The 16646-nt window shown below is 58.3% G+C and carries 14 protein-coding genes; 5 read left to right on the top strand and 9 right to left on the bottom strand.

Going from position 1 to position 16646, the window contains the following annotated elements; translation table 11 throughout:
• Positions 1–185 precede the first annotated feature (185 nt).
• From N6P30_RS00685 to N6P30_RS00675, 3 genes are read left to right on the top strand one after another with little or no spacing between them, the layout of a single operon-like run.
• The gene (locus N6P30_RS00685) at positions 186–1535 is read left to right on the top strand and encodes an SrfA family protein (RefSeq protein WP_023292294.1); all 1350 of its coding nucleotides are present in this window, start codon (positions 186–188) and stop codon (positions 1533–1535) included.
• 4 nt (positions 1536–1539) lie between these two features.
• On the top strand, positions 1540–4521 hold the full coding sequence (locus N6P30_RS00680) for a virulence factor SrfB (protein WP_023292293.1): 2982 nt from the start codon (positions 1540–1542) through the stop codon (positions 4519–4521).
• The gene (locus tag N6P30_RS00675; protein WP_023292292.1) at positions 4518–6695 is read left to right on the top strand and encodes a virulence factor SrfC family protein; all 2178 of its coding nucleotides are present in this window, start codon (positions 4518–4520) and stop codon (positions 6693–6695) included. The genes N6P30_RS00680 and N6P30_RS00675 overlap by 4 nt, the downstream gene beginning before the upstream one ends.
• Before the next feature lie 70 nt (positions 6696–6765).
• Here N6P30_RS00675 and N6P30_RS00670 read toward each other — a convergent pair whose 3' ends face one another.
• The 9 genes from N6P30_RS00670 to N6P30_RS00630 all read right to left on the bottom strand — a co-directional run bounded on the left by N6P30_RS00670 (position 6766) and on the right by N6P30_RS00630 (position 15283).
• Positions 6766–7521, bottom strand: a complete 756-nt coding sequence (locus tag N6P30_RS00670) for an alpha/beta fold hydrolase (RefSeq protein WP_023292291.1) — start codon at positions 7519–7521, stop codon at positions 6766–6768.
• A gap of 86 nt (positions 7522–7607) precedes the next feature.
• Positions 7608–7781 carry a GhoT/OrtT family toxin gene (locus tag N6P30_RS00665; protein WP_013096478.1) on the bottom strand — a complete coding sequence of 58 codons (174 nt, stop codon included), beginning with the start codon at positions 7779–7781 and terminating at the stop codon, positions 7608–7610.
• 182 nt (positions 7782–7963) lie between these two features.
• Positions 7964–9388 carry an aminobutyraldehyde dehydrogenase gene (gene patD / locus N6P30_RS00660; protein WP_021240249.1) on the bottom strand — a complete coding sequence of 475 codons (1425 nt, stop codon included), beginning with the start codon at positions 9386–9388 and terminating at the stop codon, positions 7964–7966.
• Positions 9389–9412: 24 nt separating this feature from the next.
• Complete coding sequence (locus tag N6P30_RS00655) at positions 9413–10219, bottom strand: ABC transporter permease (protein ID WP_023292290.1); 807 nt, start codon at positions 10217–10219, stop codon at positions 9413–9415.
• Complete coding sequence (locus N6P30_RS00650; protein ID WP_023292289.1) at positions 10209–11153, bottom strand: ABC transporter permease; 945 nt, start codon at positions 11151–11153, stop codon at positions 10209–10211. Before N6P30_RS00650 ends, N6P30_RS00655 begins: the two co-directional genes overlap by 11 nt.
• A gap of 1 nt (position 11154) precedes the next feature.
• Complete coding sequence (locus tag N6P30_RS00645; protein ID WP_023292288.1) at positions 11155–12168, bottom strand: ABC transporter ATP-binding protein; 1014 nt, start codon at positions 12166–12168, stop codon at positions 11155–11157.
• A 17-nt stretch (positions 12169–12185) separates the two neighbouring features.
• A complete protein-coding gene (ydcS, locus tag N6P30_RS00640) occupies positions 12186–13331 on the bottom strand; it encodes a putative ABC transporter substrate-binding protein YdcS (protein WP_023292287.1) in 1146 nt (381 codons plus the stop codon).
• 271 nt (positions 13332–13602) lie between these two features.
• The gene (locus N6P30_RS00635) at positions 13603–15012 is read right to left on the bottom strand and encodes a PLP-dependent aminotransferase family protein (RefSeq protein ID WP_021240253.1); all 1410 of its coding nucleotides are present in this window, start codon (positions 15010–15012) and stop codon (positions 13603–13605) included.
• A gap of 82 nt (positions 15013–15094) precedes the next feature.
• A complete protein-coding gene (locus tag N6P30_RS00630) occupies positions 15095–15283 on the bottom strand; it encodes a hypothetical protein (protein WP_008501286.1) in 189 nt (62 codons plus the stop codon).
• A gap of 459 nt (positions 15284–15742) precedes the next feature.
• On the opposite strand from N6P30_RS00630, the gene N6P30_RS00625 reads away from it, so the two are divergent.
• Positions 15743–16114 (top strand): hypothetical protein, encoded by a 372-nt coding sequence (locus N6P30_RS00625; protein WP_023292286.1) that lies wholly within the window; start codon positions 15743–15745, stop codon positions 16112–16114.
• Complete coding sequence (locus N6P30_RS00620) at positions 16111–16605, top strand: YbjP/YqhG family protein (RefSeq protein WP_225828769.1); 495 nt, start codon at positions 16111–16113, stop codon at positions 16603–16605. Before N6P30_RS00625 ends, N6P30_RS00620 begins: the two co-directional genes overlap by 4 nt.
• Positions 16606–16646: the final 41 nt, after the last annotated feature.

Raw genomic sequence — 16646 nt, 5'->3', positions numbered from 1 at the left:
GCGGTTTTTGCTGTTTTAACCGCCAGCAGCCAGAAAGACGATTTGTCTTAAGTGCCATTATTCGTCAAGCACAACCGTCACTTTCTATGCCGCAAGAAATCGGCGCTTTTAGCGTCTCTTCCTCCGTTTGGTTGCGTCCTCGGTTCGTTAAAGTAATGGTGTGAAGAAGTATATGGGATCAAATCGTGGCAAAAACTCTTTTACGCAGCGGTAATCTGGATGATTTTCAGGCCGTTGGCGGCGGCGGACAAGCCGTTTTCGAATCAGCGTTGCAAATCCGGGAAGCGCTCCGGTTGCGCAAACAACAGGCCATCGTCGACTGTCTGGCGATTCCTCAGGTCAACGACAGCGGCGACCGCGTGGACTGGTATTCCCCGGTTGAAGGGAGCGTAACCAGCTGGAAAGCGGCCGATGAAGATGATCGCTATCGCGCCCTGCGCTATCTGGAAAACACGCTCGCCAGCGTCGAGTCATTAAGCAAGAAATGCCTGCAGTCGCCCAAAACCGCGCAACAGCTCTTTGGCTCTCTGCTGTCGAAGGCATTTCAGTTCCCGGGCGAAAACTTCCTCTTCCTGGTGGACGGAAAGCCGGTCATCAGCTTCTGGGGATTTGTAAACCTCAACGAGAACGCGCGCGACGATGTCCTCGACTGCCTGCGTGAGTCCCTGATCCCTGAGCCAGCCCCTGTTGTGATTGACGATCCTGAACCCGAGCCTGAGCCAGAGCCGGTGATGACCTTTGAGCACGCTGACGAGCCGCTGGTCGCCCCGTCCACCGTGGTGCGTATTACGCCGGAGGAGCTGTATGAGCCCGAACCGGCCCCCGTCGTTGCGCAACCAGTCCAGGAACCTGTTCCGGCGAACATCGTGAAAAAGCGCCGCGTTCCCCTGTGGACCCTGCCGGTTGCCGCCGTGATCGTTGCCGCCGTTACCGCCCCGCTGCTGTGGCCAAAACAGGCGCCTTCCGCTGAGCCCGCCCCGGCGCCCGCACGAGAACCCGTGGAGATTGCGCCAAAGCCGATCAAGGCGGTTGAACCGCTGGCGATGAAGCTACCGCTGCATCAGGCGGAGGTCGTGGCCAGCAAAGAAAAAGAAGCGGCTCCGGCTGAAGCTGCGCCACAACCCGCTCCGGTGGTGATTGTCGCCATTCCGAAAGACGCCATGGTGATGGAAGCGAATCAGGTGAAAGCGGGATCGACGCGCTTCCTGAACGGCACCTGGCGCGCCATCCTCGACGTGAAGGATCCGGTGACCGGCAAGCCGCCTTCGCTGCGCTATCAGATCCAGAACAATAAAGGTTTCGCCCGCGTTGTCCACGGCGACAACATTGTCTGCCGCGCGGAGGTCTTCTCCGGGCTGCACAGCAATGGCGAACTGATGATTAAGAGTCGCGGTACTGCCCGCTGCACCGACGGTTCCCGCTACCCGATGCCGGAAGTGGCCTGTAAAGCAGGCACCAGCGATATCGCAGAATGTCGCGCCCGTTATGATGCCAACACCGTCGTCCCACTGACGTTCAAGAAAGCAGGTGCCTGATCCTATGCTGGTAAATCTTTGCGACTATAAACAAAGCGTCACGCTTATTGCCAACAGCGGCGTGCAGTTCCTCGATTTCGGTCTGACGCCGCAGGACTCCGCCAGCAACGGGCGCTTCGTGCGTAAAACCGCGAACGGCCCGCTATTGCGCCTCGATTTCGACCTGGTCAACGGTCGCTATACCCTGCCGGGCATGAACGGCGGCCAGCCTGAAGTGGTCAAGCCGGAAACCACTATCCCGCTGCATCAGTCGCTGGCGGTACTGGATGGCGTCTGGCTTCCGGTTCCGTTCCTGCGCTTCAACCCGCCGCGGACCTTTGTTGAAGGGCCGGATAACTGGGCGCGCGTTCAGGTGCGCAAGCTTGACACCCCGGACACGGCAGGCAATACCCACCGCGTGACCCTCGCGCTTGACAGCCAGATTGCCGACCATGCCACGTCCGCGCTCTCTCCGGTGGAAAACGATATTCTGAACGGCACCCGCTTCGCGCTGGCCTGGCGCGATAACGAGGTAGACAGTTTCCTCGATCAGACCTGGATTGACGGCTGGCTGCGCGAGGCGTTTACCCAGTATGCCGACGGCGTTGAGAACCGCTCTGAACGCGACCTGCAGCAGGCGATGCGCAGCTTTGAGTATCAGGCCCACTGGCTCAACCTGCTGACCATGCTCGGTGAACAGCTCACCGTGCCGGAAGTGAAATTTGTCACCCATACGCTCAGCACGCCTGCCATTCCGGTCGACCTGATCCTCGACGTGGGCAATACCCACACCTGCGGCATCATTATTGAAGACCACGGCGATGCCAACGATGGGCTGCGCCAGACCGCCGAGCTGCAGGTCCGCTCGCTCAGCGAGCCGCAGTTCCTGAACGAGCCGCTGTTCACCAGCCGTCTCGAGTTTTCGGAAGCGCGTTTTGGCAAGCAGCACTTCTCGGTGGAAAGCGGTCGCGAAGATGCCTTCGTCTGGCCGTCGATTGTCCGCGTCGGCGATGAGGCCCGCAAGCTGGCGATGCAGCGTCTGGGCACCGAGGGCAACAGCGGTATCTCCAGCCCGCGTCGCTACCTGTGGGATGAAACCCCGGTCGTGCAGGACTGGCGCTTTAGCCAGATGAACAGCAAGACCCAGCGTGAACCGCTTGCCACCGCGTTCCCGCTGATGAACCTGATGAACGATGACGGCGAGCCGCTCTTCACGCTGCCGCAGGACGAGCGCCTGCCGGTCTTCTCGCCGCAATACAGCCGCAGCACCCTGATGACCCACATGCTGTGCGAGCTGCTGGCACAGGCGCTGGGGCAGATCAACAGCGTCGCCACGCGCCTGCGCCTGGGCTTCCCTGCCTCGCCGCGCCAGCTGCGCACGCTGATCCTGACGCTGCCCTCCGCCATGCCAAAGCAGGAGCGCGAGATCTTCCGTCGCCGCATGTTTGAAGCCATCGCCATTGTCTGGAAAGCGATGGGCTGGCACCCGCAGGATGAGGATTTTGTCACCCGCAAACAGCAGGAAAAAAGCGTGGTGCCGGTACCGGAAATCCAGATGGAGTGGGATGAAGCCAGCTGCGGTCAGCTGGTCTGGCTGTATAACGAAGCCATCTCCCGCTTTGGCGGCCAGACCGAGGCCTTCTTCGCCTCCCTTGCCCGTCCGGACCGTGAGCCTGAGCCGGGTAGCCAGCCGGGACGCGCGCTGCGCGTCGCGTCCATCGACATCGGCGGCGGCACAACGGATATGGCGATCACCCATTACCAGCTGGACGACGGCTCCGGCAATAACGTCAAAATCACCCCGCAGCTGTTGTTCCGTGAAGGCTTTAAGGTGGCGGGCGACGACACGCTTCTGGACGTGATTCAGCGCTACGTATTGCCCGCCCTGCAAACGCAGCTGCAAAAATCCGGTATCGCAGACGCCTCGCTGCTGATGGCTTCACTGTTCGGTGACTCCGGGCGCATTGATACCCAGGCCGTACTGCGCCAGCAGACGGCGCTGCAGCTGTTTATGCCGCTTGGCCATGCGATTCTTGCCGGGTGGGAGTCCAGCGACGTTGACGATCCTCTGGCTGGTCTGCACGCCACCTTTGGCGATCTCCTGCCACAGAAGCCGACCCGCAACGTGATGAACTATCTGCAGCAGGCGATCGACCATGCCCTGCCTGCGGGTTCTGACGCTTTTGACCTCTTCGCCGTGCCGCTGCACGTCAATTTCCGCGAAATGCAGGATGCGATGCTGGCCGGGCAGTTTACGCTGGCCTCCCCGCTCCACGCGGTGTGTGAGGCGATCTCCCATTATAGCTGCGACATTCTGCTGATCACCGGACGCCCGGGCTGCCTGCCTGGCGTTCAGGCGCTGATTCGCCACCTGCAGCCGGTGCCGGTCAACCGCATCGTCTGGCTGGATAAATACCAGGTGCATGAGTGGTATCCGTTCAGCCAGCAGGGGCGCATTGGCAACCCGAAATCGACCGCTGCCGTGGGGGCCATGCTCTGCAGCCTGGCGCTTGACCTGCGTCTGCCGCGCTTCAACTTTAAAGCCGCGGACATTGGCGCGTATTCCACCGTGCGCTATCTGGGCGTGCTGGATAACACCGTCAATACCCTGCGCGAGGAAAACGTCTGGTATCAGGATATCGATCTTGATAAACCCGGTGCGAAGCTTGACGCGCGTCTGCACTTCCCGCTGCGCGGTAACGTCACCCTCGGCTTCCGCCAGCTGGCGAACGCGCGCTGGCCGGCCACGCCGCTCTACACGCTCAGCATTAACTCGGCCGAACTGGCGAAAGCGATTGCTGGCGACGGCGTGCTGAACGTGCGGCTCAAGCTCTGCGGCGGCAGCAAGCATGAAGGCCCGGAGGCCTTCGAGCTGAGCGATGCCTGGCTGCAGGACGGCACGCCGGTGGCGCCTGACGCCTTAACCTTCAAACTGAATACCCTGGCCGACCGCCGACACAGCGGCAGCCACTACTGGATCGACAGCGGGAGCGTATACCTGAAATGACAGCGACGACCACCACCACTCAGGCCTTAATCGGGTGGATCAACGAGACGCGCCTGAACGCCCCCGTGCTGGATAACGATGCCGACGCCCTGCTTGCCCGCATCAACGCGGCGCAGGCGCGCGAGCAGGCCATTGAACGCGCCATGACCCGCCAGAGCAGCATCGGGCTTTACGGCCATTCGCAGAGCGCGAAAGCGCACCTGCTGTTGTCGCTGTGCGGCAGCGGCAATGGACGCCTGAACGTGACGCCAGGCCAGCGCACCTTTGACTATTTTTCGCATATCAATCCGGGACATGCCCTGACCAACATGGCCGTCCGCTTCACCCGGGAAACCCCGGAAGCGCTTGACGAGGCGTTTCCGCTGCGCCTGAGTCTGGTCACCGAGGCCGAGCTGGTGCAGCTGTTTATTGCCCGCACGACGCTGCACCCGCAGATGCGCGCGGTGGATAAGGCGGTCATCGAGACCCGCCTGGAGAAATGGCGCGGCCTGCGCCAGCCGCAGAGCGTGCCCGGCATCACGGCGCAGGACGTGGGGGCGATTGCCCGCTTCTGGCAGAGCACGGTACCCGCCGCGAAACAGCAAATTGATGATGCCCTGTGGCACGAGTTCGCCCAACTGGTGCCTTCGCTCGATCTCAGCACCCGCGCCAGCGTGTGGTCGCTGCTGTGGGGCGAGCAGCAGGAACTGACCCAGCAGTGGTTAAATCTGGCCCATGTGCTGCACCAGACCAGCCATGCCAGCGAGATTGCTGCCCCCCTTAGCCTGCTGGTGGACAGCTTCGGGCTGCCTGGCGAAGGGTTCCTGACGCACGACGGCTCGGTAGCGCTGCAGAATACGCAAGAGACGCTTCTCCATCCGCTGAACAACGGTGAGATGCTGAACGCCATCAGCCTCCCCGTCGATGTGCTGGCCTTCCTGACCCGTGAACTGGTGCTTCCGGTTGAGAACGGCGCGCTGGATAATGTCGATATCATTGATATCCCTGTGTTTGAAGACCGCCATGCCGATCCGCTACGCCAGGCAAAATCCCAGTGGCTGCTTGAGCACTACCGTCAACAGCTCCAGCCGGATGTGCTGGTCATCTGCAACGCGACGGCGCAGCACGAACAGACGGCCAAAAAAGCAAAAGTGTTAATGAACTGGGTCAGGGAGACGCAGCCTGCGGAAGAATCTGCCCTGCCGGGTCTGGTATGGGCGATCACCCCGCACGACGCTCGCTTTACCACCCGGCAGAATCTCGATGAAGCCGTACAGCATCTGCTCGGGAAGCCCGGCCTGCGCTGGGGCACGCTGCAGGCTCTGGACAGCCACAGCATGCAGCGCGTCATTGAGTGGCTGTCTCAGGCCACGCTGCCCGCGCAGCGACAGAAGCGTCTCGGCACGCTCAAAAACGCGCTGCGTCTGGAGCTCTCGGCGATGATGCAAAGCTACCTGGCACCGCTGGTTGAGGAGCCAGGTATCCGACGCACTCAGGCAGAAAACATGGTGCGCACGCTGCAAAGCAGTGCCGCCCGCCACGGCGAGCTGCTTGAAGGCCTGCTGCCGCCGCTGAAGGCCTTTGAAACGCTATTGGCCGTTCAGCAGCCGCGCGAGGAGCAGGTCAACGGGCTATTTACGGATACCATTGACCTGTTTGCCGAGAACGCCCAGGAAAGCGCCGGTCTGTACCAGACCAAAGACAAAGCGCGCCTGGCGCACAAAGTCTGGATAAATCATCTGCGCCAGTGGAGCCGCAACGAGGCGACAGCCGCCCGTCTTGGGCTGGATCCTGCGGTGTTACAGCAAATTGCGGATGTGCTGGTGGTCACCAGCTACCGGCTGGATCTGCCTCAGCAGCTGCAGCGAATTGTCGAAGCGGATAAGAGTAGCGCTGCGCAACTGCATGCCGTGATGGGCAATTTCGTTGGCTGGCTGGGTTACGACAAGACCCCCGTGGCGACGCGCCCGGCAAGCCGCATCCGCAAGGGGCAGGCCATCTTCGTCACCCCGGTGGTGAGCAGCGCCGAGCCCCGCCTGACGCGTCTGGGCGAACAGCCGGTCCATGCGGCTACCGCGTACGTTTACGACTGGCTGGTCGCGCTCTATAGCCGCGCGATCGAGAACATTGATTACCATCACCCGCATGATGTTCAGCCTGACGCTCGTCAGGCACTACGTGCTTTAATAATGTAGCCGCCTTCTTGCCGGGTGGCGCTGCGCTTACCCGGCCTACATTTCGCAACGATGATAAATTGTACAATAATTACATCGTCATACACCCGGCTAATGCCTGCGCCAGCGCAGAGGGGTTTTCCCACGACATAGAGTGCCCCGCCGCAGGGATAATTTTTACCTCAACGCCTTTCTGTTGCAGATTTTCCACATCGTCATCCGGCAGAGAGAGCTCGCCAAAAATCAACGTTACCGGGCAAGGAAGTGACAGGAACTGCGCTTCCCATTCCGGTTCAACGCCCGCCACCAGGCCAGATGCACCGCGCCAGACGGCATAAGCCGCATTGCTCTGCAGGCACCCTGCCCACGCCGTTTTTTCTGCGCTGAGCATGGCGTCGTAACCCTGCTCCAGAAACTGTTGCTCGCTTTGCGCCGCGATTGACCGGCTGAACATGCCCCCACCCGCATGAAAATTGGGTTCTGACACCATCAGCCCCTTCACGCGCGTAGCCAAAAGCCCCGCCGTTTCGATAGCAATACTGCCGCCCATGCTGTGGCCGTATAACCAGAAGGAATCCAGTTTAAGATGGTCAATCAGCTCCGCCACAACGTGCGCCTGGTCGGTGGTTTTATAGCTGTAGTGCTCAGGCTTATCGCTGTAGCCGCTGCCGGGCAAGTCGATGAGAATGGCTCTGCGTGCGCCAAACAGCGGGTCACGAACGACGCGGGGATATTCATAGGAAGCGGCGCAGCCCAGCCCGTGAATGAACACCACGGGATCGCCGGAGCCGGGCAAGTCGTGCCAGCGTACGGTGCAACCGGCCTGCTGCGAGTAAAAACTGTTCATAAGCACTCCTTTTACGATGCACTGTGTATTTATACAGTTATCGCATCAGGAATGCTATGTTCATCTTTTAAAACTGGAAGCGTGCTTCAGAAAAGCGAGACCAGCAGCGCAACGGGAAAGCTCATTGGCCAGGTTGACCCCACCAGGAAAGCGCTCAGCAGGCGGATACGTTTGCGGTCTTTTGAGAGGAACCAGGTGATTAACGCGCAGATGGAAGCCATGATTGCGTAAAAAACCAACATCTTTTGATACAACGTCATTCTGTATACCAGAGCCGAAAAAATAACCGCACGCAATATGCGTCATATGTTGACACAGATCAAGTTTTTTCGTTACAGAATAACCACTTAAAAATTATGGCTAATAACAATTGAGTATCTTACGTAACACATCTGGCGGGCAAAGAGAACGCCTGACCGCGCAAGCGGCCAGGCTGAGCGGATCAGTGTTTGATCATGACATGCCGGACAACCGTATAATCCTCAAGCCCGTAGACCGACATATCTTTCCCGTAGCCCGATAATTTCATGCCGCCGTGCGGCATTTCGCTCACCAGCATAAAATGGGTGTTCACCCAGGTGCAGCCGTACTGCAGGCGCGCGCTCAGGCGATGGGCACGCCCCACGTCTTTGGTCCAGACCGATGACGCCAGGCCGTACTGCGAATCGTTTGCCCAGGCCAGCACCTGCGCCTCGTCATCAAACTCGGTGACGCTCACCACCGGGCCAAACACCTCGCGCTGAACGATGGCGTCGTCCTGTTTTGCTCCCGCCAGAAGGGTTGGCTGGAAGTAGTAGCCCGCCCCCTCTTTTTTGCTCCCGCCGGTGACAACCCGGATATGGCCGAGCGCTTTCGCCTCATCGACGGCCTGACAGACGCGTGACAAATGGGCGGCCGAGCTGAGCGGTCCCAGTTCGGTCGAGGTGTCTTCCGGCGCCCCCATTTTAAGGCTGGCGACTGCGGCACCCAGTTTTTCAACCAGTTGGGCATAGATTCCCTTCTGGGCATAAATGCGGCAGGCTGCCGTACAGTCCTGCCCGGCATTGTAGAAGCCAAACGTCCGCACGCCTTCAACCACCGCATCCAGGTCAGCATCATCAAACACGATCACCGGCGCTTTGCCGCCCAGCTCCATATGGGTGCGTTTAATCGAGGACGCCGTATGGCCGATGATATGTTCCCCGGTCGCGATCGAACCGGTCAGCGAAACCATGCGGACCTTCTCGTGCCCGGTGAGCGGGTCGCCGACCGTTTTCCCGCGACCAAACAGCACGTTCAGAACGCCCGCCGGGAAGATATCTTTTGCCAGCTCTGCCAGCTTCAGCGCGGTCAGGGGCGTGATCTCAGAGGGCTTAATCACCACGCAGTTCCCTGCCGCCAGCGCGGGGGCCAGCTTCCAGGCTGCCATCATCAGCGGGTAGTTCCACGGCGCGATAGAGGCCACCACGCCCACCGGGTCGCGGCGAATCATCGAGGTGTGACCGTCAAGGTACTCGCCCGCTGCCAGACCGTTCAGGCAGCGAGCGGCCCCGGCAAAGAAACGGAAAACGTCGACCACCGCCGGAATTTCATCCCCCAGCGCGCAGTGCAGCGGCTTGCCGCAGTTGAGGGACTCGAGCCGGGCAAATGCCTCACCGTGCGCTTCAATCGCGTCCGCCAGCTTCAGCAGGCACTCGGCGCGGGTTTTCGGCGTCGTTTGTCCCCACGCCGCAAAAGCACGGTCAGCCGCCAGCACCGCCGCGTCGACCTGGGCCGCTGACGCCTCAGCAATCTCCAGCAGCACCTCTCCGGTGGCCGGGTTATAAACCGGCTGTTTTTCACCTTCTCCGGCAACCAGCTCACCGTTTATCAGCAGATGTTTTTGCATAGCATTTTCCTGTTGAATTCACTGTTATTTCCCGCTGCCGGCAATGTTTTCGCCGTCGCGGGTTAGCCACCAGGCTCCCAGAATGGGGATAGTTGTCACCAGCATCACCAGCAGAGCCACGACGTTGGTGACCGGCACGTCACGCGGACGCCCGAGCTGGTTGAGCAACCACAGCGGTAACGTGCGCTCGTGTCCCGCCGTAAACGTTGTGACGATGATCTCGTCAAACGACAGGGCAAACGCCAGCATTCCCCCGGCCAGCAGCGCGGAACCCAGATTGGGCAGCACCACGTAGCGAAAGGTTTGCCACCCGTCAGCCCCGAGATCCATCGACGCCTCCACAAGGCTCCAGGAGGTGCGTCTGAACCGGGCAATCACGTTGTTAAACACCACCACCACGCAGAAGGTGGCGTGTCCGACCACGATGGTGAAAAACCCCGGCTCCAGGTTAATCGTTTTGAAAGCCGTCAGCAGCGCCAGGCCGGTTATGATCCCCGGTAACGCAATCGGTAACAGCAGCAGCAGAGAGATCGCATTCTTGCCAAAAAACGCGCTTCGCCACAGCGCTGCTGCAGCAAGCGTGCCAAGCACAAGGGCTATCGCGGTGGAAAGCGCGGCAATTTGAAGTGACAACGTCACGGATTCGATAATATCGCCGCGCCCCGCCGCCACGCTAAACCATTTCAGCGTCAGCCCCTGTGGCGGAAAGCTGAAGGCGGCGTCTTCGGTGTTGAAGGCATAGGTCGCGATAATCAGCAGCGGGAAGTGCAGGAAGATGACGCCTCCCCATGCTGCCACTTTCAGGAACAGCGGTGCGCGTTCAGAGTGCATCGAATGCTCCCAGACGTTTCACGAACGCCAGATAAAGAGAAATCAGCACGATAGGTACCAGCGTGAACGCGGCGGCCATCGGCATATTGCCGATAGCGCCCTGCTGGGAGTAGACCATGTTACCAATGAAGTAGCCCGGCGGCCCCACCAGCTGTGGAACGATGAAATCCCCCAGCGTCAGGGAAAAGGTGAAGATTGAACCCGCCGCAATGCCCGGGATGGCCAGCGGCAGAACGACATAGCGGAACGTCTGACGGGGACGCGCGCCGAGGTCGGCCGAGGCCTGCAGCAGCGAGGCCGGCAGGCGCTCCAGCGCCGCCTGGACGGGCAGGATCATAAACGGCAGCCAAATGTAAACGAAGACCAGAAACCGTCCCAGCCCGGAGGTGGACAAGGTGTTGCCGCCAATTGCCGGGAGCGTCAGGATTGAGGTCAGAATCGGCTCCAGTCCGAGATGGCTGAGAAACCACTGTGCCACGCCGTCCTTCGCCAGCAGCAGCGTCCAGGCGTAGGCTTTGACGATGTAGCTCGCCCACATTGGCAGCATCACGGCGATATAGAAAAAAGCCTTCCACTTGCCGCTGGTGTATCGCGCCATGTACCAGGCCATCGGGAACGCAAGGATGGCGCTGGCAATGGTCACCGCAATCGCCATCGTTAACGTGCGCAGGATGATGTCGTAGTTTGCCGGATTGAAGAGCGCCTGAATGTTCGCCAGCGTGAGATCCGGCGTGACCGCCATGGTGAAATCGTCAAAGGTGTAAAACCCCTGCCACAGCAGCGTCAGCAGCGACCCTAAATAGACGATGCCAAACCACATCAGCGGCGCAAGCAGAAGCAGGAACAGACCGAGCGACGGCTTTCGCCAGAACAGGGCCGTCATGCGGCTCAGACGGCCGCGCGGGGCGGGAGGATGCGCAACGCTCATATCCATTTCACCTCTCCTCGTGAAGGCGGATCATCGCATCGCGCGACCATGACGCCATGACCGCCTGCCCAGGCGCAATGCCGCTCAGCGGCGAGGCGTCACTGAAGTTAGCGTGGCTCACCAGCAGTTTGGCGCCATCGGCGAGCTTCAGCTCCAGACGCGTGGCAGCCCCCTGATACTGAACAGCCTGCACGACGCCCTGAACCTGAACGTCACCCTGTTCATTAAGGCGAATATGCTCCGGGCGCAGGGAAAAGGTGCCCTCCATGCCGCAAAGCGTCTGCGCAAGGCCCGCATCAAAAACGTTGGAGGTGCCGACAAAACCGGCGACAAACGGCGTGCGCGGACGCATGTAAAGATCGCGTGGGGTATCCACCTGCTCGATGCGCCCGTTATTGAACACCGCCACCCGATCCGACATGGAAAGGGCCTCGCCCTGATCGTGGGTGACAAAAATAAAGGTGATGCCGAGTTCCTGCTGAAGCTTCTTCAGCTCGAACTGCATCTGTTCCCGCAGCTTGAGATCGAGCGCCCCTAAAGGTTCATCCAGCAGCAGGACGCGCGGTTCATTCACCAGCGCGCGGGCAATGGCGACACGCTGACGCTGGCCGCCGGAAAGTTGCGACGGTTTGCGGGCGATGGCAAAGCTCAGGCCCACTTTTTCCAGGGCATCACGGGCCTGGGCATGGCGTTTTTTCTTGTCGACGCCTTTGACCATCAGCCCGTAGGCAACATTGTCGAGGATCGACATATGCGGGAACAGCGCGTAGTCCTGAAACACGGTGTTCACGTCCCGCTCCCAGGGGGGCAGTTCGCTCGCCTCTTTGCCGAAGATGGAAATCGTCCCGCCTGACAGCTGTTCAAAACCGGCGATCAGACGCAGGCAGGTGGTTTTGCCGGAGCCCGAAGGCCCCAGCATGGAGAAAAACTCTCCGTCGCGGATCGCAATGGTGACCCCATCCACCGCCCGGACGTCGCCGTACAGACGGGAAACATTGTTAAACTCGACTGCGTACGTCATGTTCTGCTCCCGGGCAATTAACGACCGCCCATGATGGCGATGTAATCCTGCGTCCAGCGGCTGTAAGGGACAAATTTGCCGCCTTCTGCGATGGGGGTTTTCCAGAACATGATTTTGTCGAACTCATTATAACCGTTTGTTTCGCAGCCTTTATCGCCCAGCAGCGTGCTGGCTTTACACCCTTCCGGCACCACGGGCAGGGAGCCAAACCATGCGGCCAGATCGCCCTGCACTTTCGGCGTCAGCGACCAGTTCATCCATTTGTAGGCGCACATCGGGTGTTTAGCCTGCGCGTGCAGCATGGTGGTGTCCGCCCAGCCTGTCACCCCCTCTTTCGGGAAGACGGTGGCAATGGGCTGGTTCTCGGCCTTCAGGGCATTCGCCTGATACGGCCAGGCGCTGGAGGCCACCACGCCCTCGTTTTTGAAATCGCTCATCTGGACGGTGGTGTCATGCCAGTAGCGGTGGATCAGCGCATGCTGGTCGCGCAGCACTTTCAGCACGGCGGCATACTGTGCTTCGGTGAGCTGGTAAGGGTCTTTGATACCCAACTGCGGCTGGGTCGCTTTGACGAACAGCGCCGCATCGGCGATATAAATCGGGCCGTCATAGGCCTGCACGCGTCCCTGATTGGTTTTACCGTCCGGCAGATCCTGTTTAGTAAAGACCACGCTCCAGCTGTCCGGCGGCGTCGGGAAGGTTTTGGTGTTGTACATCAGCAGGTTTGGCCCCCACTGGTACGGCGTGCCGTAGACTTTACCGCCGACGTTAAACCATTCCCCTTTCACAATCCGCTCGTCGAGGGTTTTCCAGTTGGGGATAAGATCGGGGTTAATCGGCTGGACGCGTTTGCCCATGATCAGCCGCAGGGAGGCATCACCTGAGGCGGTCACCAGGTCATATCCCCCTTTCGCCATCAGGCTGACCATTTCATCCGACGTGGCCGCCGTTTTGACGTTCACCGCACACCCGGTATCTTTTTCAAACTGGGTGACCCAGTCGTAGTTTTTGTCCGTCTGTCCGCGTTCGATGTATCCCGGCCAGGCGATAATATCCAGTCGACCTTCCCCGTCGCCGATGACCTTTGGTGGTTCTGCGGCTTGCGCTGTCATGATAGTCATGCCGAGCGCGCACAGGCTGCTGCGGGCAAATTTTTTGCTCATAAGAGTTACTCCTGTCGCAATGAAATTTAGCGGCAGCCGTGCCGTAAAAATATCTCCCTTATTAAACGTAGACCGCGCAAATGCGCCGCACCGTTCGGCTTCAGGAAATTTCATCAAGGTGTGACCGAGGGCGCATTCCCCGTTAACTGGATTATAGACAAGGGGTTAGGCGCGAGAGACGGTATGCAGATTTCCTATGACGGGTCACCGCGAAATAGTCGCAGCGCCGTCATCAGGATAAGAATTGATTATTTAAATAACGGAGAAAGGATTATTCCAGCATCGTGCTAATTAATTTTCCTAACTGAATGACCGCCTGCTCTTCCCGCTCTCCCCAGGCCCAGGAGGTATTAAAACGAAAGAACGGCGTCCACGCGTCAGAGGTGGAAAACATTTTTCCGGGAGCAATGCTGATGTGGTGCGTTAAGGCCTTTTCGCTCAGCAGCCCCGCGTCCAGCTGTGCCGGCAGTTCCAGCCATAAAAAGTAGCCGCTGTCGTTATGGTGAATTTTGACGCCCGCAGGCATATGGCGAAGAAGTGACTGCCAGGCCTGCTGCTTTCGCTCGGCCAGCGTACGCCGCAGGCGGCGCAGGTGGGCGTCGTAGCGTTTGGTCGCCAGGTAATCCACCAGCGCCAGCTGCATGGGAGAACTGGTTGAAAGCGTGCTCATCAGCTGCAGCTGCTGAATGCGCCGCGCGTGTTTTCCTGCCGCCACCCAGCCGATGCGAAAACCGGCCACCAGACATTTCGAAAAGGACGAGCAGTGTAGCGTCATGTCCTGACGATCCCACGCTTTCGCCGGGAGCGGCTTTTCACGTCCAAAATAGAGCTCGCTGTAGACGTCATCTTCAATCAGCGGGACGTTGTGCTGGGTTAACAGGGCGACAAGCTGGGCTTTTTTCTCCGCGCTCAGCGTGAAGCCGAGCGGGTTTTGGCTGTTAGTCATGATCCAGCAGGCTTTAACCGGGTATTCATTCAGCGCCTGCTCTAAGGCATTGAGATCGATCCCCTCGCGAACGTCCGTCGCAATCGACAACGCTTTGAGCTTCAGGCGTTCCAGCGCCTGCAGCGCACCGTAAAAACAGGGGTTTTCGACAATCACCCAGTCACCCGGCTCGGTTACCGCCTGAAGGCTAAGATTCAGCGCTTCGAGCGCGCCTGCGGTGATCACGATCTCTTCCGGGGAGATGTTCATCCCCTGCTGCGCGTAGCGGCGGGCAATGGCGTGGCGGAGATCGACGTTTCCCGGCGGCAGGTTCTCAATCACGCTCATCGCCGTCGCGGTTTTGCTGACGTTTGCCAGCGAACGGTTGAGCTGCTGAAGCGGGAAAAGCCTGGGGTCGGGAAACGCGGAAGCAAAAGGAACAACGGACGGGTCGCGGCTGGCCTGTAAGACGTCGAAGATGTAGGTATTGATATCCACCGCTTCGTCACGCATCACCTGAGCGGGTGGCGCAGGCTGTTGTGCGGTCGGGCGCGAGGCAACGTAATAGCCCGACTGCGGTCTGGCGACAATGCGCCCCTGACTTTCCAGCATCTGATACGCGTGGCCAACGGTCATAAAACTCATGCCGCTGCTTGCCACCTGCTCTCGCAGGGAAGGCAGCTTATCGCCCGGCAGCCATACGCCAAGCTCAATCTGCGAGATAATTTGTTGCGCCAGACGCTGGTATTTTTTCATCAGATTCTCCTTAAGACCGACAGTGTATATCAGCAGGAGAAAAAGAGAAGATTTAGCGAACTGTTATAGTCTGGAAGATGAATTACTTACGGTATTCGGTCACGTGGCTCTGAGCGGAACGCGCGGCGGCCAGGTGGTCGAGCGTAATCATCGACGATTTGCAAAAAATGCATTTCGCGCCAAACGGGTTTTTCTCAGACACGTCAAAGGCTGAGGTGCGGTACTGCGAGCCATGACAGCATGGGCAGCGAAAATGGATATATGAAGTCATAGGTTTCTCCTGAAACGTAAAAACGTAAATTACTAATGGGCCGATTGGGCATAATGGTTTTAAACAAAACGAATCGGAATGTAGATAAAGACCCAAGAGAGGCTGCGGAGAGGCACAACGTGATGAGAACTGCTTTATAAAACTACGTCAGATATTTATTTGGACTCAAAACCAGAAGGCCATTAACGCACGACGCTGACGACAAAGCAAGCGGTTTAATGCGGAAAAATCATAAAAAGAATGTTTTTATTCCCTGATGCTCGTCCATGTTATTAAATATTGATGTTTACAATCCCCGGCCAGACATACATAACCACATGAAATATAAATATAATATATAACATTTTTTGCCTACTCATATCATCAACCACAGAGTATTAACAACAGGCTGATGAACACTCTGCTACTTGTCTTGCTCAAGCAGGAATTTCGCTCTTACCTTACAGAAAGGAACTATCAATGAGTTGGAATAAAGACGCGGCTGTTTCTTACCTCCGCTCGCATGCGCTTGGACACTCTCATAACGAATGCGCGAAGTTTACACGTCGTGCCATAATCGCTGGCGGCATTACGCTTGAACGTACACATGATGCAAAGGATTATGGACCAAAACTTTTGCGTGCAGGATTTAAAGAGGTTCCTCCTGGTTCAACGTTGCTTAGCGGAGATGTGGCTGTAATTCAGCCCTATCCCGGGGGAAACTCAAGCGGCCATATGACAATGTTCGACGGCACTCGGTGGATCTCAGATTTTACCCAGCTCAGTATGTACCCCGGGCCGGGTTACCGCCGCGCACAACCAACCTATAAGATTTACAGGATGAGTCGATGATGAGGGGGATTATAATTACTCTGGCGTTATTATTATCAGCTTGTACGTGCGTACCTCAGCAGAGTGCTGCCGAACGGGCAGAAGAATTTTACTCCAACTATCTGACATTTTTTGCGGAAAGTGATGGTGAATACCCTCAGCTTAGAGAGTACGTTGCGGCAGATACGCTATCCCGACTTAACGAGATAGAGTCTATTCCTGAACAGGAAATCCTGGGGTCAGATTATTTCGCTTATGTTCAGGATTATGATCCCTCTTGGGTGAAGCGGCTCGAGGTTGGTGCGCCGCATCAATTCATCAATGGCGAAGTTCTTCCTGTCCGGATTGGTATTGAGAACGGCGGGTTTCTTAATCTTGAAGTCTATATGCGTCGTGAAGACGGAAAGTGGAAAATTTACCGCGTGAGTGACGTAACCGATCGCTACGAGCACCCCATATTTAATGCCGGAGCAATTACTCGGGCAAAGTCATTAGCGAAAAGCGGACTTTAAGCACATCTATAAATAATACACTGGGCAAACTGTTATAGGTA

This window comes from Enterobacter sp. PL1 (assembly GCF_945957325.1).
Classification (GTDB): Bacteria; Pseudomonadota; Gammaproteobacteria; order Enterobacterales; family Enterobacteriaceae; genus Enterobacter; species Enterobacter roggenkampii.
This window is presented reverse-complemented; position numbering and strand designations above follow the sequence as displayed.